The sequence below is a fragment of the Deinococcus fonticola genome (genome assembly GCF_004634215.1).
Lineage (GTDB): Bacteria > Deinococcota > Deinococci > Deinococcales > Deinococcaceae > Deinococcus > Deinococcus fonticola.
In genome coordinates this window covers 121,931-139,309 of sequence record NZ_SMMH01000004.1, presented here as the reverse complement: position 1 = coordinate 139,309, position 17,379 = coordinate 121,931, and the positions used below count along the sequence as shown (strand labels likewise).

General features: G+C 64.4%; 18 protein-coding genes and 1 tRNA gene. 10 read left to right on the top strand and 9 right to left on the bottom strand.

The window, feature by feature from the left end:
- Nucleotides 1–55: 55 nt before the first annotated feature.
- From E5Z01_RS03960 to lipB, 3 genes are all read right to left on the bottom strand, one after another.
- Entirely contained in the window at nucleotides 56–1,402 is a 1,347-nt protein-coding gene (locus E5Z01_RS03960; RefSeq protein WP_135228184.1) for a vWA domain-containing protein, read from the bottom strand.
- A 144-nt stretch (nucleotides 1,403–1,546) separates the two neighbouring features.
- Nucleotides 1,547–2,542, bottom strand: coding sequence for a lipoyl synthase (lipA, locus tag E5Z01_RS03955; protein WP_135228183.1), 996 nt, complete (start codon nucleotides 2,540–2,542; stop codon nucleotides 1,547–1,549).
- A 55-nt stretch (nucleotides 2,543–2,597) separates the two neighbouring features.
- Nucleotides 2,598–3,353 carry a lipoyl(octanoyl) transferase LipB gene (lipB, locus tag E5Z01_RS03950; protein ID WP_135228182.1) on the bottom strand — a complete coding sequence of 252 codons (756 nt, stop codon included), beginning with the start codon at nucleotides 3,351–3,353 and terminating at the stop codon, nucleotides 2,598–2,600.
- A 176-nt stretch (nucleotides 3,354–3,529) separates the two neighbouring features.
- On the opposite strand from lipB, the gene E5Z01_RS03945 reads away from it, so the two are divergent.
- A complete protein-coding gene (locus tag E5Z01_RS03945; protein ID WP_167757755.1) occupies nucleotides 3,530–4,222 on the top strand; it encodes an alpha/beta fold hydrolase in 693 nt (230 codons plus the stop codon).
- Here E5Z01_RS03945 and cysM read toward each other — a convergent pair.
- Nucleotides 4,219–5,133 (bottom strand): cysteine synthase CysM, encoded by a 915-nt coding sequence (gene cysM / locus E5Z01_RS03940; RefSeq protein WP_135228180.1) that lies wholly within the window; start codon nucleotides 5,131–5,133, stop codon nucleotides 4,219–4,221. The two genes, E5Z01_RS03945 and cysM, sit on opposite strands and share 4 nt — an antisense overlap.
- A gap of 182 nt (nucleotides 5,134–5,315) precedes the next feature.
- On the opposite strand from cysM, the gene E5Z01_RS03935 reads away from it, so the two are divergent.
- Complete coding sequence (locus E5Z01_RS03935; RefSeq protein WP_135228179.1) at nucleotides 5,316–6,128, top strand: serine O-acetyltransferase; 813 nt, start codon at nucleotides 5,316–5,318, stop codon at nucleotides 6,126–6,128.
- A gap of 128 nt (nucleotides 6,129–6,256) precedes the next feature.
- Nucleotides 6,257–6,781: a GNAT family N-acetyltransferase gene (locus E5Z01_RS03930; protein ID WP_135228178.1), complete on the top strand. Its 525-nt coding sequence runs from the start codon at nucleotides 6,257–6,259 to the stop codon at nucleotides 6,779–6,781.
- Here the strand turns inward: E5Z01_RS03930 and E5Z01_RS03925 are convergent.
- Nucleotides 6,772–7,563 (bottom strand): coiled-coil domain-containing protein, encoded by a 792-nt coding sequence (locus E5Z01_RS03925; protein ID WP_420810827.1) that lies wholly within the window; start codon nucleotides 7,561–7,563, stop codon nucleotides 6,772–6,774. The genes E5Z01_RS03930 and E5Z01_RS03925 overlap by 10 nt on opposite strands.
- Nucleotides 7,564–7,772: 209 nt before the next feature.
- Between E5Z01_RS03925 and rplS the strand changes: the two genes are divergently transcribed.
- On the top strand, nucleotides 7,773–8,243 hold the full coding sequence (gene rplS / locus E5Z01_RS03920; RefSeq protein WP_119765644.1) for a 50S ribosomal protein L19: 471 nt from the start codon (nucleotides 7,773–7,775) through the stop codon (nucleotides 8,241–8,243).
- Nucleotides 8,244–8,400: 157 nt separating this feature from the next.
- Here the strand turns inward: rplS and tsaB are convergent, their stop codons facing one another.
- Nucleotides 8,401–8,943 (bottom strand): tRNA (adenosine(37)-N6)-threonylcarbamoyltransferase complex dimerization subunit type 1 TsaB, encoded by a 543-nt coding sequence (gene tsaB / locus E5Z01_RS03915; protein ID WP_135228176.1) that lies wholly within the window; start codon nucleotides 8,941–8,943, stop codon nucleotides 8,401–8,403.
- 249 nt (nucleotides 8,944–9,192) lie between these two features.
- Between tsaB and E5Z01_RS03905 the strand changes: the two genes are divergently transcribed.
- From E5Z01_RS03905 to ruvB, 3 genes are all read left to right on the top strand, one after another.
- Complete coding sequence (locus tag E5Z01_RS03905) at nucleotides 9,193–10,326, top strand: citrate/2-methylcitrate synthase (RefSeq protein ID WP_119765648.1); 1,134 nt, start codon at nucleotides 9,193–9,195, stop codon at nucleotides 10,324–10,326.
- Between the two features lie 119 nt (nucleotides 10,327–10,445).
- Nucleotides 10,446–11,693, top strand: coding sequence for a M28 family peptidase (locus tag E5Z01_RS03900; RefSeq protein WP_135228175.1), 1,248 nt, complete (start codon nucleotides 10,446–10,448; stop codon nucleotides 11,691–11,693).
- A gap of 99 nt (nucleotides 11,694–11,792) precedes the next feature.
- A complete protein-coding gene (ruvB, locus tag E5Z01_RS03895) occupies nucleotides 11,793–12,797 on the top strand; it encodes a Holliday junction branch migration DNA helicase RuvB (protein ID WP_135228174.1) in 1,005 nt (334 codons plus the stop codon).
- A gap of 167 nt (nucleotides 12,798–12,964) precedes the next feature.
- Here ruvB and ada read toward each other — a convergent pair whose 3' ends face one another.
- Together ada and E5Z01_RS03885 are read right to left on the bottom strand one after the other, a co-directional pair.
- Nucleotides 12,965–14,032 (bottom strand): bifunctional DNA-binding transcriptional regulator/O6-methylguanine-DNA methyltransferase Ada, encoded by a 1,068-nt coding sequence (gene ada / locus E5Z01_RS03890; protein WP_135228173.1) that lies wholly within the window; start codon nucleotides 14,030–14,032, stop codon nucleotides 12,965–12,967.
- Between the two features lie 60 nt (nucleotides 14,033–14,092).
- Nucleotides 14,093–14,443, bottom strand: a complete 351-nt coding sequence (locus E5Z01_RS03885) for a hypothetical protein (RefSeq protein ID WP_135228172.1) — start codon at nucleotides 14,441–14,443, stop codon at nucleotides 14,093–14,095.
- Between the two features lie 274 nt (nucleotides 14,444–14,717).
- Between E5Z01_RS03885 and E5Z01_RS03880 the strand changes: the two genes are divergently transcribed.
- Entirely contained in the window at nucleotides 14,718–15,032 is a 315-nt protein-coding gene (locus E5Z01_RS03880) for a hypothetical protein (RefSeq protein ID WP_135228171.1), read from the top strand.
- 21 nt (nucleotides 15,033–15,053) lie between these two features.
- On the top strand, nucleotides 15,054–15,413 hold the full coding sequence (locus E5Z01_RS03875) for an arsenate reductase family protein (protein ID WP_170311948.1): 360 nt from the start codon (nucleotides 15,054–15,056) through the stop codon (nucleotides 15,411–15,413).
- Between the two features lie 43 nt (nucleotides 15,414–15,456).
- On the opposite strand, the gene E5Z01_RS03870 is transcribed toward E5Z01_RS03875, so the two are convergent.
- Nucleotides 15,457–15,546, bottom strand: a tRNA-Ser gene (locus E5Z01_RS03870).
- Between the two features lie 219 nt (nucleotides 15,547–15,765).
- Here E5Z01_RS03870 and murJ point away from each other — a divergent pair.
- Nucleotides 15,766–17,379: a murein biosynthesis integral membrane protein MurJ gene (gene murJ, locus E5Z01_RS03860; RefSeq protein ID WP_135228170.1), complete on the top strand. Its 1,614-nt coding sequence runs from the start codon at nucleotides 15,766–15,768 to the stop codon at nucleotides 17,377–17,379.

Sequence of the window (17,379 nt, the reverse complement as noted above, 5' to 3'; positions counted from 1 at the left end):
CACGTAAAGGCCAGATGTTTTTGCATATCACACTTTACCCGCTTGCTCGGGGTAGTCACGCTCCGGTGATGCGGCGAATGTCCTCGTCGCTGGGCAGGGTCTTGTCTTCGACACGCAGGGTCTGGGTTTTCGCGCCGATGCGCAGGGTTTTCGCGGTATTGATGCTGATGGTCTTTCCGGCTTGTAATTCCCCTATGGCCTGATCGAGGACGCGGGTCATGGTGTCGTTCTTGAGCCGCTTGGTGAGTTGCCGCGCCAGAAGCAGTTTCTCGTGCGCGACTTGCGGGTTGCTTTCCTGGGTGGCCTGCACGACAAGCCCCTCGATGTTACGCTGCTGTACCCAGCGCATCACGTCCGGGTGAATGCGGGCGGCCAGGCTGTCATCGGCGGTGAACTCGATCACGATGTCCAGCGGCGGCAGTTCGGCCCGGTCTGTGGTTCCCGGCACCTGATACCCCACCACCAACTGCCCAATCCGGACACGAGATGGGGTACGGTCCGGCACGCTGAATTCCAGCACGAACGTCGAGCCGGTCTGCGCGTCCAGGTTGCCCAGCGGGTAGGGGGTGCGCGTCAAGTCCACCTCCGTCTGTGTGGGTTGCACCCGGGTCACGCGTTCGGTGGTGACGCCCTGAATGGTGCGAATGCCCAGCGTCACTTTCGTCAGCACTTCGTTCGCGGCACTTTGCAGGTCGCCCAGCAGCGCGGCAGGCAGGTCGGAGGCCCGCACGGCTGGCGGCTGGGGGTTTTGCGAGTCCGGCACGACGTCCACCGGCTTTCCCTGCGTCAGGTCAGCAACCTTCGTGAGCAGGGCCGTGTTCACGTCATCCCCGACCCCTACAGTCGTGACGGGAATGTCGAGTTGCGCCAGTTCGTTCGTTTCGCGCCGCACCAGCCCTTCATCCCGCGTTTGCCCGTCCGTCAGCAGCACCATGCGCCTGTTCCCCTGCTCCTGCGCCAGCAAAGGCCGCGCCTTTTGCATGCCCTTTCCCATGCTGGTTCCACCACTGAAATTCGGCAGCTTCCGGATGGCCCCGCGCAACTTCTCCTGCTCCGCCGCCGACGTGAATGGCAGCACGACCCTGGCCCCATCATCAAACTGCGTCAGCGAGAGGCGATCTTCCGGGCGCAGCAAATCGGACACCAGCAGCCCTTCGAGCGCCTGCACCACCAGGTCGAGCTTGTCCTTCCCCGAACCCAGAAGCGCGTCACTGAAACTCGTGGGCGGCGTCACCCGTTCCCGCATGCTCTGCGACGTGTCCACCACGAACGCCACCGACAGGGCCGGACGCACCAGCCGCGCCGCTTCCAGCGGTTGCAGGTGAAGCGCCACGAACAACCGCTGCCCCGGCGTGCGAGACAGGAAAAACTCACGGTGAAGTTGAACACGAGCCTCGAGCATAGGTCACCACCAGAAAGAAAAGAAACGCGATCAAGCCGGGTACTTCACAGACATTGTATCCAGGCGGAAGCCACCCACCGTCTGAAAGTGGCGACAAAAAGCCCCCATATCCCGAAGAACATGGGGGACGAGAGGAAGCCGCGCTCAGATGAGTTTCAGCTCGCTGCCTTCCTGGATGTGCTTCAGGTGCTCGGGCAGGCCGCCGGGTTTGTCCATGACGATCTGCTCGGCTTTGTAACTGCTGCGCACCAGTGGCCCGGCCACGACTTCCATGAAGCCCAGGCTCAGGCCTTCCTCGCGGATCTCGTCGAATTCGGCGGGGGGAACGTAACGCTCGACGGGCAGGTGGTGCATGGTGGGGCGCAGGTACTGCCCGAACGTCAGGACGTCCACCCCGGCGGCGCGGCAATCTTTCATGGCCTCCAGGATTTCTTCGCGGGTTTCGCCCAGGCCCAGCATGATGCTGGTTTTCGTGATCACGTCGGGGCGGGCTTTTTTGGCGTGCGCCAGCACCGCCAGGGTCTGGTCGTAATCGGCGCGAATGTCCCGCACCGGGTGCGTGAGGCGGCGCACCGTCTCCAGATTCTGCGCGTAGGTGTCCACGCCGCTGTCCAGCACCAGATCGACGCAGTGAGTATTGCCGCCGAAGTCGGGCGTCAGGGCCTCCACGCGGGTCTCCGGGTTCACGTCCTTGATGGCCTTCACGGTCTTGGCGAAGTGGTACGCGCCGCCGTCCGGTAGGTCGTCGCGGTCGACGCTGGTCAGCACCACGTACTTCAGCGCCATCAGTTTCACGCTCTCGGCCACGCTGCGGGGTTCTTCCAGATCCAGTTTGCCCATGGGGTTCCCGGTGTCCACCGCGCAGAACTTGCAGGCCCGCGTGCAGATGTGACCCATCAGCATGAACGTCGCCGTGCCCCGGCTCCAGCACTCGCTGATGTTGGGGCACATGGCTTCCTCGCACACCGTGTGCAGGCGGTGCTCTTTGACGATCTTGCGAACTTCGGTGTACACCTGCCCGGTGGGAATGCTGATTTTCAGCCACTCCGGTTTCTTCTCCCGCACCGGCACGCTGTCCTTGCGGTAAATGCCGTTCTTGATGAATTTGACTTCCGGTGAACTCGAGTCTTGCTGGGTCATGTGGGTTCCTTTATGTGATCGTGGTGGAGAGGGTGTGGCTTCTGGAAAAAAGTGGTCAGCGGGCGGAAGCGGGCTCCCTTTCAAGCGGAGCTGTCGCCGGAGGAGTTGGGGTTAAGACCGGAATACTCCAGTCGTAGCTGGCGAAAACGTCCCTGAAGGCGTCCGCCAGGGCCTGCTTGGCCTCCGGCACGCGGACGGTACGGTCGATGCCGCGCAGGTCGTACTCGCGCTGGACGCTGGTCATCTGGGTGTCGGTGAGGCCGCAGGGGACGATCAGGTCGAAGTGCTGCAAATTCGTGCTGATGTTCAGCCCGATGCCGTGCAGGGCCACGTGCCGCTTGACCGCCACACCGAAACTGGCGATTTTCTGCCCGTACACCCGGCCGTTCACTTCGCGGTCATTCACGTACACGCCGGCGTAACCGGGGTTGGGTCGGGCGTCCGGCAGGCCCAGGGTGCTCAGGGCCTCTATGGTGGCCTGTTCCAGCAGCCGCAGGAAATCCACAATTTTGCGGCCCACCGGAAAAATGGCGTAGGCGACCAGCTGGCCGGGGCCGTGGTAGGTCACGTCACCGCCGCGCTCGATCTCCAGCACCTCAATGTGCTGAGAGGCCAGGTATTCCCGCGTGACGATGATGTTGTGGCCGTCCCTGGCCTTGCGGCCCAGGGTCAGCACGGGCGGGTGCTCGAGCAGCAGCAGCGTAGGTGTTCCCCCGGCGACCACGCGTTCGTGGTGCTGGTGCTGCAAATCCCAGGCTGCGCGGTAAGGCACGGTGCCCAGGTCGAGGATGTCGAAAGTCGAGGCGGTCACGCTTTGGATTGTAAACCGCACAGGGCATTTTTTAACGTGTTTCAGATGCGGTTTCCGTGGCCATTGACAGGGGAAAGTGGTGAATTGATGTGCTCAGGCTGGTTACAGGCGTCCAGATGGCGGGGACAGGCCATTGTACTGATGCCTTGCGGCTGCGAACCGGGCAGCATGGGCCAATGCACTTTCAAGCACCCGATGGAACGAACCTGTTCACTGAGCAACTGGGCGACGGCGAGCCTTTGCTTGTTCTCTCTGGCGGGCCGGGATGCGTGAATTACCTGCGTCCCGTGGCAGAACTCCTTGAACATCGCACGTGTTTCCTGACTGACCCTCGTGGCGTGGGCAGAAGCCAGGGTAGGCCGCACGACATCGCCACGGGCATCGCTGATCTGGAAGCCCTGCGCGAGCACCTGAACTTAGACGCGTGGGACGTGCTGGGCCACTCGTGGGGCGCTGATCTGGGACTGGCCTATGCCCTGATGCATCCAGATCGCGTCTCGAAACTGATTTCTTTCGCTGGAACGGGCATCCAGTATGACCGTGACTGGAAAGCCGCTTACGAGGCCGGGAAACACCTTGAGGCGGACTTCGTGGTGGAGTACAGCGAAGACGTTCATGCTGCCCTACGAACCGACTACAGACGGTTCATCAAAACCCCTGACCTGCTCGCCCGCCTGTCGCGCCTGAACGTGCCCATCACTTTTCTGCACATGGGCGCGGATATTCGCCCTTCCTGGCCGGCCCGTCAACTGGCGTACCTGCTTCCAAACGCTGAATTCGTCGAGTTGCCCGGCGCACCGCACAATGCCTGGCTCACGCACGCGCGTCCCCTGGGCGAGGTGCTGCGGCGCCTGCTCGGCCGGGCTTAATCGTCCTTCGTGAACAGGTCGCTGCTCAGGTAACGGTCTCCCCGGTCGCAGATGATGCACACCAGCAGGCCGCTCTCCAGTTCGGCGGCGACTTTCACGGCGGCGGCCACTGCTCCACCGCTGCTCATACCGCCGAACACCGCCTCGTCGCGGGCCAGCCGGCGGGTCATAGCGCGGGCTTCATCCTCGCTGATGTCCACGATCCGGTCGACGCGCTGCGGCTCGAAAATGGTGGGCAGGTACTCTTTGGGCCAGCGGCGAATGCCGGGAATGCTGGAGCCCTCGGTGGGCTGCACCCCCACGATCCGCACGTCCGGGTTCTGTTCCTTCAGGTAACGCGACGTGCCCATGATGGTGCCGGTGGTACCCATGCTGGACACGAAATGCGTGATCTGGCCGGCGGTGTCCGCCCACAGTTCCGGCCCGGTGGTTTCGTAGTGCGCCTGCGGGTTGTCGGGGTTGCCGAACTGGTTGAGCATCCACGCTTCGCCCTTTTCCACCTGTTCGCGGGCGTAGTCGATCGCGCCTTCCATGCCCCCGGCGGTGGGCGTCAGGGTCACGGTGGCGCCGTAGGCCCGCATGGTGCCCACGCGCTCGGCAGTGGCGTTCTCGGGCATCACCAGTTCCAGTTGCAGCCCCTTTTGCCGCGCGATCATGGCCAGGGCAATGCCCGTGTTGCCGCTGGTGGCCTCGATGATGCGCTTGCCGGGCGGCAGGTCACCGCGCTCCAGGGCGCCTTCGATCATGCGCCGGGCCGCACGGTCTTTGACGCTGCCGCCGGGGTTCTGGCCTTCCAGTTTGGCGTAGATGTCCACGCCGGGCCGCGAGAGGGTATTCAGGCGCACCAGGGGCGTTCGCCCGATCAGGTCGGTCACTTGCTGCGCCGCGTGCAGGGAAGGGGAAGGGGCCATACCCCGGAGTGTAGGCGTTTGTGCGTCCAAAGAAGACCTTTGCGCTCAACAAGTTTCCGCCGACCATCAGGTCAAGCGTGGCGCGACCCAGGGCTTTGAGCGCGCGGGGCCGATGTTTTCTGCCGCTGGGCGGTTAGACCTCTGGTCGGCCCGCCGCCTGCCTTCCTGCCTATACTTTCCCCATGGACGCCGAGTTTTTTGCCACGTTGATGCAGCACCACCGCCGTGGGCGGCGTTACCCACCGTCGGCCGAAGCCCTGGCCTTCGCCAACCGCCTGCTGTACGCGCTGTTTCCCGAGCGTCAGGGCGAGTGCATGAATTCGGTGCCCGAGCTGGAAGCCGAGTTCGGGGCGCTGCGGGCCGAACTCCGCCGCATTCTGGAATCCCTGAGGGGCGAATTGATCCGGCCCCCCACCGACATCGCGCGGGACTTCATGAATGCCATTCCCGGCATCTTTGGCGTGCTGGTGCAGGACGCCCAGGCCCTGCTCGACGGTGATCCGGCGGCCCGCAGCGAGTACGAGGTGATCCGCACCTATCCTGGGTTTTACGCCGTGGCCCTGTACCGTTTCGCGCACGAGCTGCATCGCCTGAACGTCCCCCTGCTGCCGCGCCTGATCACCGAGCACGCGCACAGCCGCACCGGCATCGACATTCACCCCGGCGCGGTCATCGGCCCGCAGTTCTGCATTGACCACGGCACCGGCGTCGTCATCGGCGAAACGACGCACATCGGCACGAATGTCAAGATTTACCAGGGCGTCACGCTGGGCGCACTCAGCGTCACCAAGGCCCTCGCCAGTCAGAAACGCCACCCCACCATCGAGGACAACGTGGTGATCTACTCCGGCGCGACCATCCTGGGCGGCAAGACCGTGATCGGCCAGGGCAGCGTCATCGGCGGGAACGTATGGATCACGCAGAGCGTCCCCGCCAACTCCCGCGTCTATTACCACGGCGGCGATCAGGTTCAACCGCCCGGCGTGGAAGTCTGAGACCAACTCCGATTGGATCGTTGACATAACGGTTCAATCCGAGCGAAGCGAGAAGGAGAAAAACGGAAGCCGTATAAGTTACGCCATCTGGCGCATGATTCCGGTGGGGCGTTCAGTTACGTTGGGTCATGCGTGAACTCGTCAGGCCCTCCGCCAGATATCAAGCAAGTTTCATAGAAGCCGTGAAGGAAGCGCAGGCAGCCGGCAGCGGACTGGGCGACACCCTCCTGTGGAACGTGCCGGACATCGAACGCGATTTCGAGGCCCTGCTGAAGAACCTTCAGCGGTACGAACCAGGCCAGAACCTGCCCGAGGGCTTCGTTCACAGCGAGTATCGGTGGCTGGTGGACGGGGACACTTACCTGGGGCGCGTCAGCATCCGCCACAGCCTCAATGAGCGCTTACGCGAGTTCGGCGGTCACATCGGGTATGAAATTCGCCCGTCCGCCCGCCGGCAGGGCAATGCTACGCTGGCCCTCAAGCTCGCGCTGGAACGTTGCCGGGAAATCGGGATCGACCGCGCCCTGGTCACCTGCGATGTCGAGAACCTGGGGTCACGCCGCACCATCGAGAAAAACGGCGGCGAACTGGAAGGTGAATTCAGCCTCGACTTCCACGACAAACCCATCCGGCGCTACTGGATTCAGCTCTGAGGGTTGCCCCGAACCTCGGCGGCTTTCTCCTGCGCGGCCTGCGCCAGTTTCTCCAGCGTGGCGGCCTGCTGCTCGCTGGCGGCGCCCGTCTCGGCAAGTTGCTGCACCACCGCTTCCCCGATCTGCTCGAGCGCGCTGAGCTGCTGGGGGTACGCCTCGTCCAGTTGCGTAATGCGCTCGGCGATGTCCGCCCCGGCCTCGCCCAGGGCCGCCAGTTCGTGCTCGGCGCTGAACTGACGGATCTCGGTGACGCGCTGCTGGTGCTCGGCGATCACCTGCTCGAGTTCGGTCACCTGTTCCAGCGTCCGCGCCTGCACTTTCGCGGCGTCCATGATGGTGTTCAGGGCGCCGACCTGCTCCTGAAGCCGGGCATGAATGGCTTTCAGGCGCTGGATGTTCAGCTCGTCGAGCGGAACCTCTGCCACGTCCTCCAGCGCCCCGCAGATCAGCTGGTCCAGCGCCTGCGCGGACGTGAGCTGCTCGGTGCTGCTCTGCAAGATGTCCTGCAAAGCGTCCAGGTGAGCGTCGCGCTGCTTGGTCATGGCCTTCAGGGGCAGGTTGCGCAGCTGCTCGGTGGTCAGCGACACCACCTGGCGCAGGGCGTCGGTGGCGGCCAGACCCTCGCGGCCGGCGCGCACGATGCTTTCCAGCGCGGAGGTCTGCGCCCAGCCGGCCGCGCCCACGTGCTCGCGGGCTTTGACTTCAGACAGGCGGCGGCGCTGCGACTGGGCGGCTTCACGGGCGCTGGACAGCAGGGAATCACGAACTGAACCGTCGTTCACGTCTCTCATCTTGGCGTGTCCGGGCAGCCGGAAAGGTGCTTTTTCGCACTTGCCTCCCTGGCCGGGGCCAGGTATACTTCTCAGGCTTGATTTGCTGCCCCAGGAGTGGAGCAAGTCGTTAAGGAGTAAGAACGCCCCGGCCAGCACCGTCTGGCATCAGTCCAGGCTGAACCGTGGAGTGGTCCGCTGCCCGAAGGAGAAAAGAAGTCATGCAAAGCGCCATCAAAGTCAACCGCGGGGCCATCCTGAAGGCCGTCGAACAGCCCCACCTCAAGGAACTCCCCGATTTCCGCCCCGGCGACACCGTGCGCGTGGAAACGAAAGTGGTGGAAGGCAACCGCACCCGCAACCAGGCCTTCGAGGGCGTCGTGATCGCCGTCAACGGCACCGGCAGCCGCAAGAGCTTCACCGTGCGCAAAATTTCTTTCGGTGAAGGCGTGGAGCGCGTGTTTCCGTTCAGCAGCCCGCTGGTCGCCAAGGTGAGCGTCATGGAACGCGGCAAGGTGCGCCGCGCCAAGCTGTACTACCTGCGTGACCTGCGCGGCAAGGCTGCCCGCATCAAGTCCGACCGCAGCCGCGTGATGAAAGACGCCGCCAACGCCAAGGCTGCCAAAGCCAACGCCGCAGCAGCGCCCGCCGCCAACGAGGTCGAAGCCGCCCCCGAAACCCAGGGCGAGTAAAGCTTCCGCCGCTGGCACCGCCTGCCCTTTATGGGTGGGCGGTGTTCTTTCTATCTTTAGGTGGTGGCTATTCTGTCGGCCGCGCTACTCAGGTAGTCGCCGGGCTCGCCCGTGACTGACACGGGTGGCCAGTTCTATGGGCTCCAGGGAATCTGGGTTACAGGTAAGCCAGTTGCCACTCGCGGACGCCGTGTGCCAGCCCGGCCCGCAGCAGTGAAAGTCCGCTGGGGGCGGTGTCCTGGTGGTGCGGCAGACCGTTGAGGGTGGCGGTAAATTCCGTGGCTTCCCGCTTGGCGACCGGTTCGACCGTTTGCTGAACCACGCCACCCTGGGCGTCGTACACGGCGCTGTACACGTTGCCTTTGCGGGCGTCCTGGCTGACCGCCTGTCGCCCGGAACCCTGCACCAGGCCCTCGAGCGTGCTGACGCCCAGTACTGGGGCGCTCCACACACGTCCCAGCCCCAGCGCGTAACTGGCCCCCACACGCACGCCCGTGTAAGACCCCGGCCCGGTGCCGATCACCAGCGTGTCCGCACGGAAGGGCAGCCCCGCTTCCCCGAACAGTTCTCTGGTCGCGTCGGCCAGCCGCTCGGCATGCGCCCGGCCCACTTCACGGCTGATCTCCAGCGTCCCGCCTTCCCACGCCAGGGCGAGGGTCAGGAAGGGGGTGGCGGTGTCCAGCGCAAGGGTGACGGGCATCGGACGGCAGTCTAGAGCATTTGACAAAAGAACGGAGCGCTTTCTGTCCGGGCGGAGCGAGTGAATTTGTATGAGCAGGGCGAAGGATGGAGCGATCTGGGGTGACCTTTCACAGAGCGCGGAATTCGGAGGACTGCGCTAGCGGACAGCCCTTGCAGGGCCAAAAGAGCCGGTCTTGTCACCGGATTGGGGACGTTTAACCGTCAGTTCAGGGTCAGTTCCGGCAAGCCTGGTATCCTTATTTTCACCATGACGCAAATTGCAAAAGGCCTGGAAGGAGTGCTCTTCACCGAGAGCAAGCTCACGTTTATCAATGGCTCGGAGGGCATTCTGACCCACCTGGGCATTCCCATTCAGGAGTGGGCCGAGAAAAGCACCTTCGAGGAACTGTCGCTGGCGCTGCTCGACGGCGAACTGCCCACGGCCGCCGAACTGGCGAAATTCGACGCGGAACTGAAAGCCAACCGCGCCATTCCCAGAGAAGTCGAAGACCTGATCCGCAACATGCCCAGGGGCGCCAACCCCATGCAGGCGCTGCGCACCGCCGTGTCCTACCTGGGCCTGACCGACCAGGAGTCCGAGGAAGTCACCCCTGAAGCCCGCCGCGCCATCAGCATCCGAATGATCGCGCAGTTCGCCACCATCATCGCCGCCATCAACCGCGTGCAAGAAGGCCAGGACATCGTGGCCCCGCGCGCCGACCTGACGCACGCCGGCAACTACCTGTACATGCTCAACGGCAAGGAGCCCACCGCTGAGCAGGCCCGGCTGTTCGACATCGCGCTGATCCTGCACGCCGACCACGGCATGAACGCCAGCACCTTCACCGCCATCGCCACCAGCAGCACCATCAGCGACATGTACTCCTGCATCGTCAGCGCCATCGGTGCGCTCAAGGGGCCACTGCACGGCGGCGCCAACGAGCAGGTCATGGTGATGCTCGACGAGATCGGCAGCCCCGAGAACGCCGTGGACTACATCACCGACAAACTGAACAAGAAAGAAAAGATCATGGGCGTCGGTCACCGCGTGTACAAGAACTTCGACCCCCGCAGCCGCGTCCTGCGCGATTACGCCGCGCACGTGGCCGGCAAGGAAGGCAAGAGCAACTACTACCAGATTCTGGAGAACATCGAGAAGACCGTGGTCGACCGCATCGGTGACCGCGGCATCTACCCGAACGTGGACTTCTACAGCGGCACCGTGTACGCTGACCTGGGCATCAAGAAGGAGTACTTCACGCCCATCTTCGCGCTGGCCCGCATCAGCGGCTGGTGCGCCAGCGTGATCGAGTACAGCCAGAACAACCGCCTGCTGCGCCCCGACGCCTATTACATCGGCAAGAGCAACCAGCGTTACGTGGACATCAAAGACCGCCAGTAACCTGACAGGACAGGAAAAATACGCAAGCTGGGGCCGTGTGCCCCGGCTTTTTTCATGCGGGAAACCGTCACTGTTTTTCGGCCACGGTATACCTGGCTGGGGTGTGCTTAGCTGACGCCATGCCTCAAGACATCCTGGGCGCGCTGCTGGCCTGCCTGACGGCCCTGCCTCTGGCCCTCGCGCAGGCTCCCGTTACCCCGCTGCCAGCAACGCAGGTACCAGCAACACAGGGATCAGCAACGCAGTCACCCGCGCCTCAGCCGCCCGCGAGCCTCGAAGCCAACGTCGAGAACATCCTGAAGTTCGGCCCGCGCGTAGCAGGAACGCCGGCCAACGAGCTGGCCCGCACCTATCTGGAAACGCAACTGCGCCTCCTGGGATACGAAACGCAGCGGGAGCCCTTCACCTATCCGCGCTTCGACGACCTGGGTTCGGGCGTGACGACCACGGCCGGCACGGTCAGCGGCCTGGCCCTGGAAGGCAGCGCGGGCGGCAGCGTCAGCGGCGCAGTCGTGAACGTCCCGGAGTTCGGCACGTCGGCTGGATTTGCCCGCGTGGACGTGAAAGGCAAGCTGGCAGTGGTCGCCCGCGGGAGGATTCCTTTTCTGGAGAAAGCCGAGAACGCCCAGAGGGCCGGAGCGACCGGCCTGATTATCCTCAACTCGGAAGATCAGCCGCTCCGGGGCCGGCTGACCACGCCCCTGGCGTTTCCCGTGCTGGGGGTGCCTGCCGGGGCCGCTGAACGACTCGGGGACGGGCAGGACGTGACCCTGAATGTCCGCGTGCAGCAGACCACCGTGCAGGCGCAGAACCTCATCGCGTACAAAAAGGGCGTCACCCAGCCCGAGGTGCTGTTCGGGGCGCACCTGGACAGTGTGCCCGGCGCCCCCGGCGCGAACGACAACCTCTCGGGCACCCTGACGGTGCTGGAACTCGCGCGCCGGACCGTCAACACGCCCCTGAGTGCCCGCGCTTACTTCGTGCTGTTCGACGGCGAGGAAAACGGACTGCTGGGAGCAAAGCACTTCACGGGCCGCCACCCGGCGCTGCTGGGCGGGCTGAAAGCCATGCTGAACTTCGACATGGTGGGCGTGGACGTGCAGCCGCTTCAGGCCACCGGAAGCCGTGCGCTGGTGAACGCGGCGCAGGCGGTGAGCGGGGTCGATCTGCTCGAAGGGCAGGAAAGCGGCAGCGACCACGTGCCCTTTCAGCAGCAGAACGTGCCGGTGCTGTTCTTTCACCGCGGCCTGGATGCCAATTACCACCAGCCCGGCGACCGGCTGCTTGACCCGCAACTTATCCGGGCAACCGTGGCCGCCGGCCTTGAAGTCGCCCAGGCGGTGCTGGCGCAGCAGGGCGGCAAGTGAGCGACACAAGCACCATGACAGCGACGCCCCGTTAGGGCAATATTACAGAGCATGCCTTGCCTATTCCGTTCACACCTAAATCAGGGTATGATCTTGGCTATGACCGCGCCTGACCTGCAAAACGACGCCGCCCTGCGGCCCAAGACCCTGCACGAGTATGTCGGCCAGGAGAGGCTCAAGGAGAAACTCAGCGTCTACCTTCAGGCGGCGCGCGGGCGTAAAGAAGCGCTCGACCACACCCTGCTGTTCGGCCCGCCCGGACTGGGCAAGACCACCCTGGCGTACATCATCGCGCACGAACTGGGCGTGAACATCCGCGTCACCTCCGGCCCCGCTATCGAGAAGCCCGGCGATCTGGCGGCCATCCTGACCAACAGCATCGAGGAAGGCGACGTGCTCTTCATCGACGAAATCCACCGTCTGGGCCGCGTGGCCGAGGAACACCTGTACCCCGCGATGGAGGATTTCAAGCTGGACATCGTGCTGGGGCAGGGGCCAGCCGCCCGCACCATCGAGTTGCCGTTGCCACGCTTCACGCTGGTGGGCGCGACCACCCGCCCCGGCCTGATCACCGCGCCCATGCGCAGCCGCTTCGGCATCATCGAGCACCTGGAGTATTACACCGCAGAGGAAATCGCCACCAACCTGCTGCGTGACGCCCGCATGCTGGGCTTCGGGCTGGAAGAAGACGCCGCGCTGGAAATCGGGGCGCGTTCACGCGGCACCATGCGCATTGCCAAGCGGTTGCTGCGGCGCGTGCGGGACTTTTCCGAGGTCGCCGGGGAAAGCAGCATCGGCCTGACGCGGGCCCACGACGCCCTCGACAAGCAGGGCCTCGACTCGGCGGGCCTCGACGACCGCGACAAGAAGTACCTGGAAACGCTGATTCACCGTTTCGCGGGTGGCCCGGTCGGCGTGGACACCCTTGCGACCGCCATTTCCGAGGATGCCCTGACGCTGGAAGACGTGTACGAACCCTACCTGATTCAGCTCGGCTTTATTAAACGCACGCCCCGGGGCCGCGTGGCGACCGCCCACGCCTACGAGCACCTGGGCCTGCCGGTGGGCGGCGCAGACGGCGACCTGGGCATGTTCGTGAACTGAAGCTGGCCGACAAGAAACGGGCCAGCAACCGGCACAGGCATCCCGTTTGTTTCGTTCTCCCTCCGGAAAAACGCCGCAGGGCTCACTGCACGTCCGGGACGCTTTTTGTTCCTCTTCGCTCCACTCAGGTTTCCAGTTATTCCATAACTGAAGGGCCGGAATTCTTATCAGAACAGGGTGGGTTGAGCCTGCCCTGTCTTTCCCTTTTCAGTGTCCAGCAGGCGCTGCTTCATATCCAGGCCCCACCTGTAGCCACCCAGCGCCCCACCCGTGCGCACAATCCGGTGGCACGGCACCACCAGCGCCACCGGGTTGCGCGCGCAGGCACTGGCCACCGCCCGCACGGCGCCCGGTTCCCCGATCATCTGCGCCAGCTCGGCGTAACTGCGCGTCTCACCGTAAGGAATGCGGCGCAGGGCGTCCCACACGCGCTGCTGAAAGTCGGTGCCGCCCGCGTCGGTGCGGAGGTTCAGGGCAGTGTTCTGCCCGCTGAGGTACTCCAGAATGCCCGCGACGTAAGGTTTCAGGGTCTCCGCGTCTTCCGTGACCTCGGCTTTCGGGTACTCGGCCCGCAGTTGCGGAACCATGTCGTCCATGTTCCCGAAACGTACGGCGCACAGGCCGCGTGCCGTGGCCGCCACCAGCATCTGCCCCAGCGGGCTGCTTGCTACCGTGTAATGAATCATCTCTCCGTGGCCTCCCCGGGCGTAGGTGCGGGGCGTCATGCCCAGCTGATCGGTGCTTCTGGCGTACAGGGTCGCCGGCGAGTCGTGCCCGGCGTCGTAAAGGGCTGTGGTCACGCTCTGCCCGGTGCGCAGGCCGGTTTTCAGCCGGTCAGTGCGGACGCGCAGGGCGTACTGCTTGGGGCTGACGCCCAGGCGCTCCTTGAACACGCGCTGGAGGTGAAAGGGGCTGAGGCCCACCGCCGCCGCCAGTTCGTACAGGGACGGTTCCGTTTGCGCCGTGTCCAGCAGGTGTTGCGCGGTGGCGACCGCCTGCGCCGCCGCGTTGACCCGCTCCGGCTGGCAGCGTCGGCATGCCCGGAACCCCGCCGCCACCGCTTCTGCCGGCGAGTCGAAAAAAGTCACGTTCTCGCGCCTGGGCCGGCGCGACGGGCAAGCGGGGCGGCAATATACCCGCGTCGTCTTCACGGCGTACCAGAAAAGGCCGTCGGCCGCCCGCTCGTGCGCCAGCACCGCCTCCCAGCGCTGCCTCTCGGTGGTGAATTCGGTCATGCCGACATGCTAGGCGAGCAGGCACTCTCCGTTGCCGAATTTCTTGCGGTCAAATTGCGGTTACGGCTGTTTCAGCAGAATGGTCTTCACTTCCATGTAGTCCACACTGTCCCCCGTGATCTCACAGGCAAACGGGACGGTCATCTTCTTCGTCTGGTCGTTCTGTGGCTGGATGGCGTCGAGCAGAAGCCAGCCCTGCTCCGTGCGCTGCGCTTCGCCCTGGTAGGTCATCAACTTCATCTCCTCGTCTTTCTCGGGGAGCCCCAGGGCTTCGGCGCAGACGCTGTAAACGATGAAGTCATCGAAATTTCCCACCGAGGCGTAAGTCAGGGGCGCCCACATGTCCTTCCACCACCGGGCCAGGTGGCGCGTGTCTTTGACCACCAGCAACCCCAGCAGGAGGCCCAGCAAGCCTCCAAGCACAAAGGTCGGAACATGACTGACCAGCCGCCTGAGCCACGGGGGGCGTTTGAAAGGCGCTGTATGATCCTCTGGCCAGGGATTTGCCATAACGCCGTAAAGTCTGTCACACGCGCTTCCGCTGGACTTTACACTTTGCCGTATGGCCCGGCCACCCGAAAGCGCTGAACTCCGGCAAGCCAGAGAAGAACTGGCCAGAGCGCAGGCCCGCGTAAATGAACTGGAAGGGCAAGCTCATCCTCAACGCGCCAAGTCCCTCTGGCGCATGCTGACCTTCACGTCCGGTTTGCCTTTCTTCTTTATTGGACTGGGCTTGAGCAGCGTCCTGGTCTACTTGGGCGAGTCGGCGGCCGCGAAGAACCACCCTGACCACCTGGTGGCCTTTCCAGGTCGGCCGGTTTTTCTGCTCGTCAGTTCTAGCCTTGGGGTGCTGTGGTTCCTCTGGCTGGCCAGGCAAAATCCACACTTGAAGGCCGTGCCGAAGCACCTGCCAGAACTTCGCCCCGTAGTGCTAGGCGGAATCGGCGGCGGTTTTCTGCTGGGCCTGCTGCTCCCGGTGGTTCTCGAATTTTTGTTGTGATGCGCCCGCTAAACTCCTGTCATGCCCGAGCTTCAGGTTCAGATTTTCGGTACCAAGAAAAGCAGTGCCACCCGCGCTGCCGAGCGCTTCTTCAAGGAACGTCAGATGAAAATTCACTTCGTGGACTTGAAGGAACGCCCCATTGCCAAAGGCGAGTTGCAGCGCTTCGTGCAGAAATTCGGCCTGAACGGGCTGCTGGACATGGGCGGCAAGGCCTACGCGGCCAGCAACCTGGCTTATCTGCGCACCACCGAAGAGAGCATCATCGCCAGGGTCATCGAGACGCCGGAACTTCTGAAACTGCCGCTGGTGCGCGGCGGCAAAGTCTTGAGCGTGGGCGACGACCAGGAGAGCTGGAAGCAGATGCTGGAGCAGGGCTGAGCAACGACGAAAAACCCGCCGGTGAAGGCGGGCTTTTTCCCTTTGGCGAAGAGGGTGGGATTCGAACCCACGGTAGCCTTGCGACTACTTCGGTTTTCGAGACCGACCCATTCAACCACTCTGGCACCTCTCCGCGCGCAAGCCGTAAGGGCAAGCGGGAGGATAGCACGCGCGAAAGGAAAAGGGGAGAGGCCAGCGTGGCTCTTCTGCGCTCGAGCAGGTCTCCGCATTCCGTCAGGCGCGGAATAGCAACCCGCCGGCCTCGATTCTTCGGCCTGCTCGTCTCAATTCACTCGCTCAGCTCGGACAAAAAGCACTCCGTTCTTTTGTCCAATGCTCTAAAGTACGGCCCGTGACCGTCCCGCCGACCCCCGGCCCCTCCACCACCCCGCCGGAACTTCCGGAACTGGACATCGATTTTGAAGCGGCGGCCGCGCCTCCCGCCGGTGGCCCGAAACGCTCGCTGCGGGTCAACACCATCATCGTCATGCTGGGAACCCTGGGGTCGCGCCTGAGCGGCATCGTGCGCCAGCAGATCATCAACCTGTTCGACACGTCCCTGACCGACGCTTTCAACGTGGCGTCTAAGGTGCCGAACCTGCTGCGCGAACTGCTGGCCGAGGGAGCGCTGGTCAACTCGTTCATTCCGGTGTACAAGACGCTGGACGCCGCCGAGCGGCGCAAACTGGCGCAGGCCTTCAGCGGCACCCTGATCGCCGTGAACCTGATCCTGATGGCCCTGGGCATTCTGGCCGCGCCGCTGATCGTGGACATTCTGGTGGCCCAGGGCGGGAACGTCGACCGGGGCGTGGCGCTGTACATGACGCAACTGGTGATGCCGTTCCTGATGCTGATTTCGCTGTCGGCGGTGGCGATGGGCCTGCTGAACGCCGACGAGCACTTCAAGGAAAGCAGTTTTGCCCCGGTGGCCTTCAACATCGCCAGCATCGTGGCGCTGATGCTGTTGCCGCGCACGGCCACCTGGCTGGCGCTGGGGTGGCTGCTGGGCGGCGTGGCGCAGCTGGTGGTGCAACTGCCGGCCCTGAACCGCTTTGGGCTGCTGCCCACGCCTTCGCTGGCGGGTCACCCGGCCCTCAGGCGCGTGCTGGTGCAGATGGCCCCTTTTACCCTAACGGCGGGGGCGCGGCAGTTTCTGAACATCTACGTGACGCGCCTGCTGACCAGCAGCCAGTTTGCCGCCGGGACGCAAACCGGGTACGCCAACGCCGAGGCGCTGTTCACCACCGTGAACGGCCTGTTCGTGGTGTCGCCGGTGCTGGCGCTGTTTCCCCGTTTCTCGCAGCACGCGGCCGACCGCGACTGGGCCGCCTTCCGGGGGCTGACCGTGCAGGGGCTGCGCACCACCACCTTCCTGGCCGCGCCCATGAGCGCCCTGCTGGTGGCCCTGGCGCCGTATGCCGTGAGCCTGTTTAACCTGAGCCGCACGTTCGAGGCCGCGAAATTTCAGGCCGGGGCGGGCATCCTGACCGGGTGGGCGCTGGCGCTGGTGCCGTGGGCGCTGGTGACCGTGCTGCTGCGCACCTTCTACGCCCGTGAACGCACGCGCGAGGCCGTGACCGTCAGCGCCGTGGGCTTCGTACTGGAGGTCATTCTGTACCGCCTGCTGGTGCCCCCCCTGGGCCTGCTGGGTTTTGGCGTGAGCACCATGATCAGCGGCCTGCTGATGACCGCTGCGCTGATCCTGATGTACCGCCGCGCCCTGGGCTTTCCCCTGCGCGAACTCACCCTGCACCTGCTGAGGGTCGTGCCGCTGGCCGCTCTGGCGGGGCTGGCGGCCTGGGCGGCCTCGCGCTTCCTGCCGTTTATGCCCACGCCCGGCTTCATCGTAAGCGGCGTGATCGGCGGCGCCGTGGCCGGCGGCGTAGGGCTGGCCGTTTACCTGGCGGGGGCGCTGGCCCTGCGGCTGCCGGAAGTGTCGGGGGCGCTGCGGAGGCTGCGGCGTTAG

Excerpts from the sequence above, each read along its gene's own strand:
- E5Z01_RS03960 (WP_135228184.1), bottom strand. The coding sequence starts at position 1,402 with ATGCTCGAGGCTCGTGTTCAACTTCACCGTGAGTTTTTCCTGTCTCGC.
- lipA (WP_135228183.1), bottom strand. The coding sequence starts at position 2,542 with ATGACCCAGCAAGACTCGAGTTCACCGGAAGTCAAATTCATCAAGAAC.
- E5Z01_RS03945 (WP_167757755.1), top strand. The coding sequence starts at position 3,530 with ATGCACTTTCAAGCACCCGATGGAACGAACCTGTTCACTGAGCAACTG.
- cysM (WP_135228180.1), bottom strand. The coding sequence starts at position 5,133 with ATGGCCCCTTCCCCTTCCCTGCACGCGGCGCAGCAAGTGACCGACCTG.
- E5Z01_RS03935 (WP_135228179.1), top strand. The coding sequence starts at position 5,316 with ATGGACGCCGAGTTTTTTGCCACGTTGATGCAGCACCACCGCCGTGGG.
- E5Z01_RS03930 (WP_135228178.1), top strand. The coding sequence starts at position 6,257 with ATGCGTGAACTCGTCAGGCCCTCCGCCAGATATCAAGCAAGTTTCATA.
- rplS (WP_119765644.1), top strand. The coding sequence starts at position 7,773 with ATGCAAAGCGCCATCAAAGTCAACCGCGGGGCCATCCTGAAGGCCGTC.
- tsaB (WP_135228176.1), bottom strand. The coding sequence starts at position 8,943 with ATGCCCGTCACCCTTGCGCTGGACACCGCCACCCCCTTCCTGACCCTC.
- E5Z01_RS03905 (WP_119765648.1), top strand. The coding sequence starts at position 9,193 with ATGACGCAAATTGCAAAAGGCCTGGAAGGAGTGCTCTTCACCGAGAGC.
- E5Z01_RS03900 (WP_135228175.1), top strand. The coding sequence starts at position 10,446 with ATGCCTCAAGACATCCTGGGCGCGCTGCTGGCCTGCCTGACGGCCCTG.
- ruvB (WP_135228174.1), top strand. The coding sequence starts at position 11,793 with ATGACCGCGCCTGACCTGCAAAACGACGCCGCCCTGCGGCCCAAGACC.
- ada (WP_135228173.1), bottom strand. The coding sequence starts at position 14,032 with ATGACCGAATTCACCACCGAGAGGCAGCGCTGGGAGGCGGTGCTGGCG.
- E5Z01_RS03880 (WP_135228171.1), top strand. The coding sequence starts at position 14,718 with ATGCTGACCTTCACGTCCGGTTTGCCTTTCTTCTTTATTGGACTGGGC.
- E5Z01_RS03875 (WP_170311948.1), top strand. The coding sequence starts at position 15,054 with ATGCCCGAGCTTCAGGTTCAGATTTTCGGTACCAAGAAAAGCAGTGCC.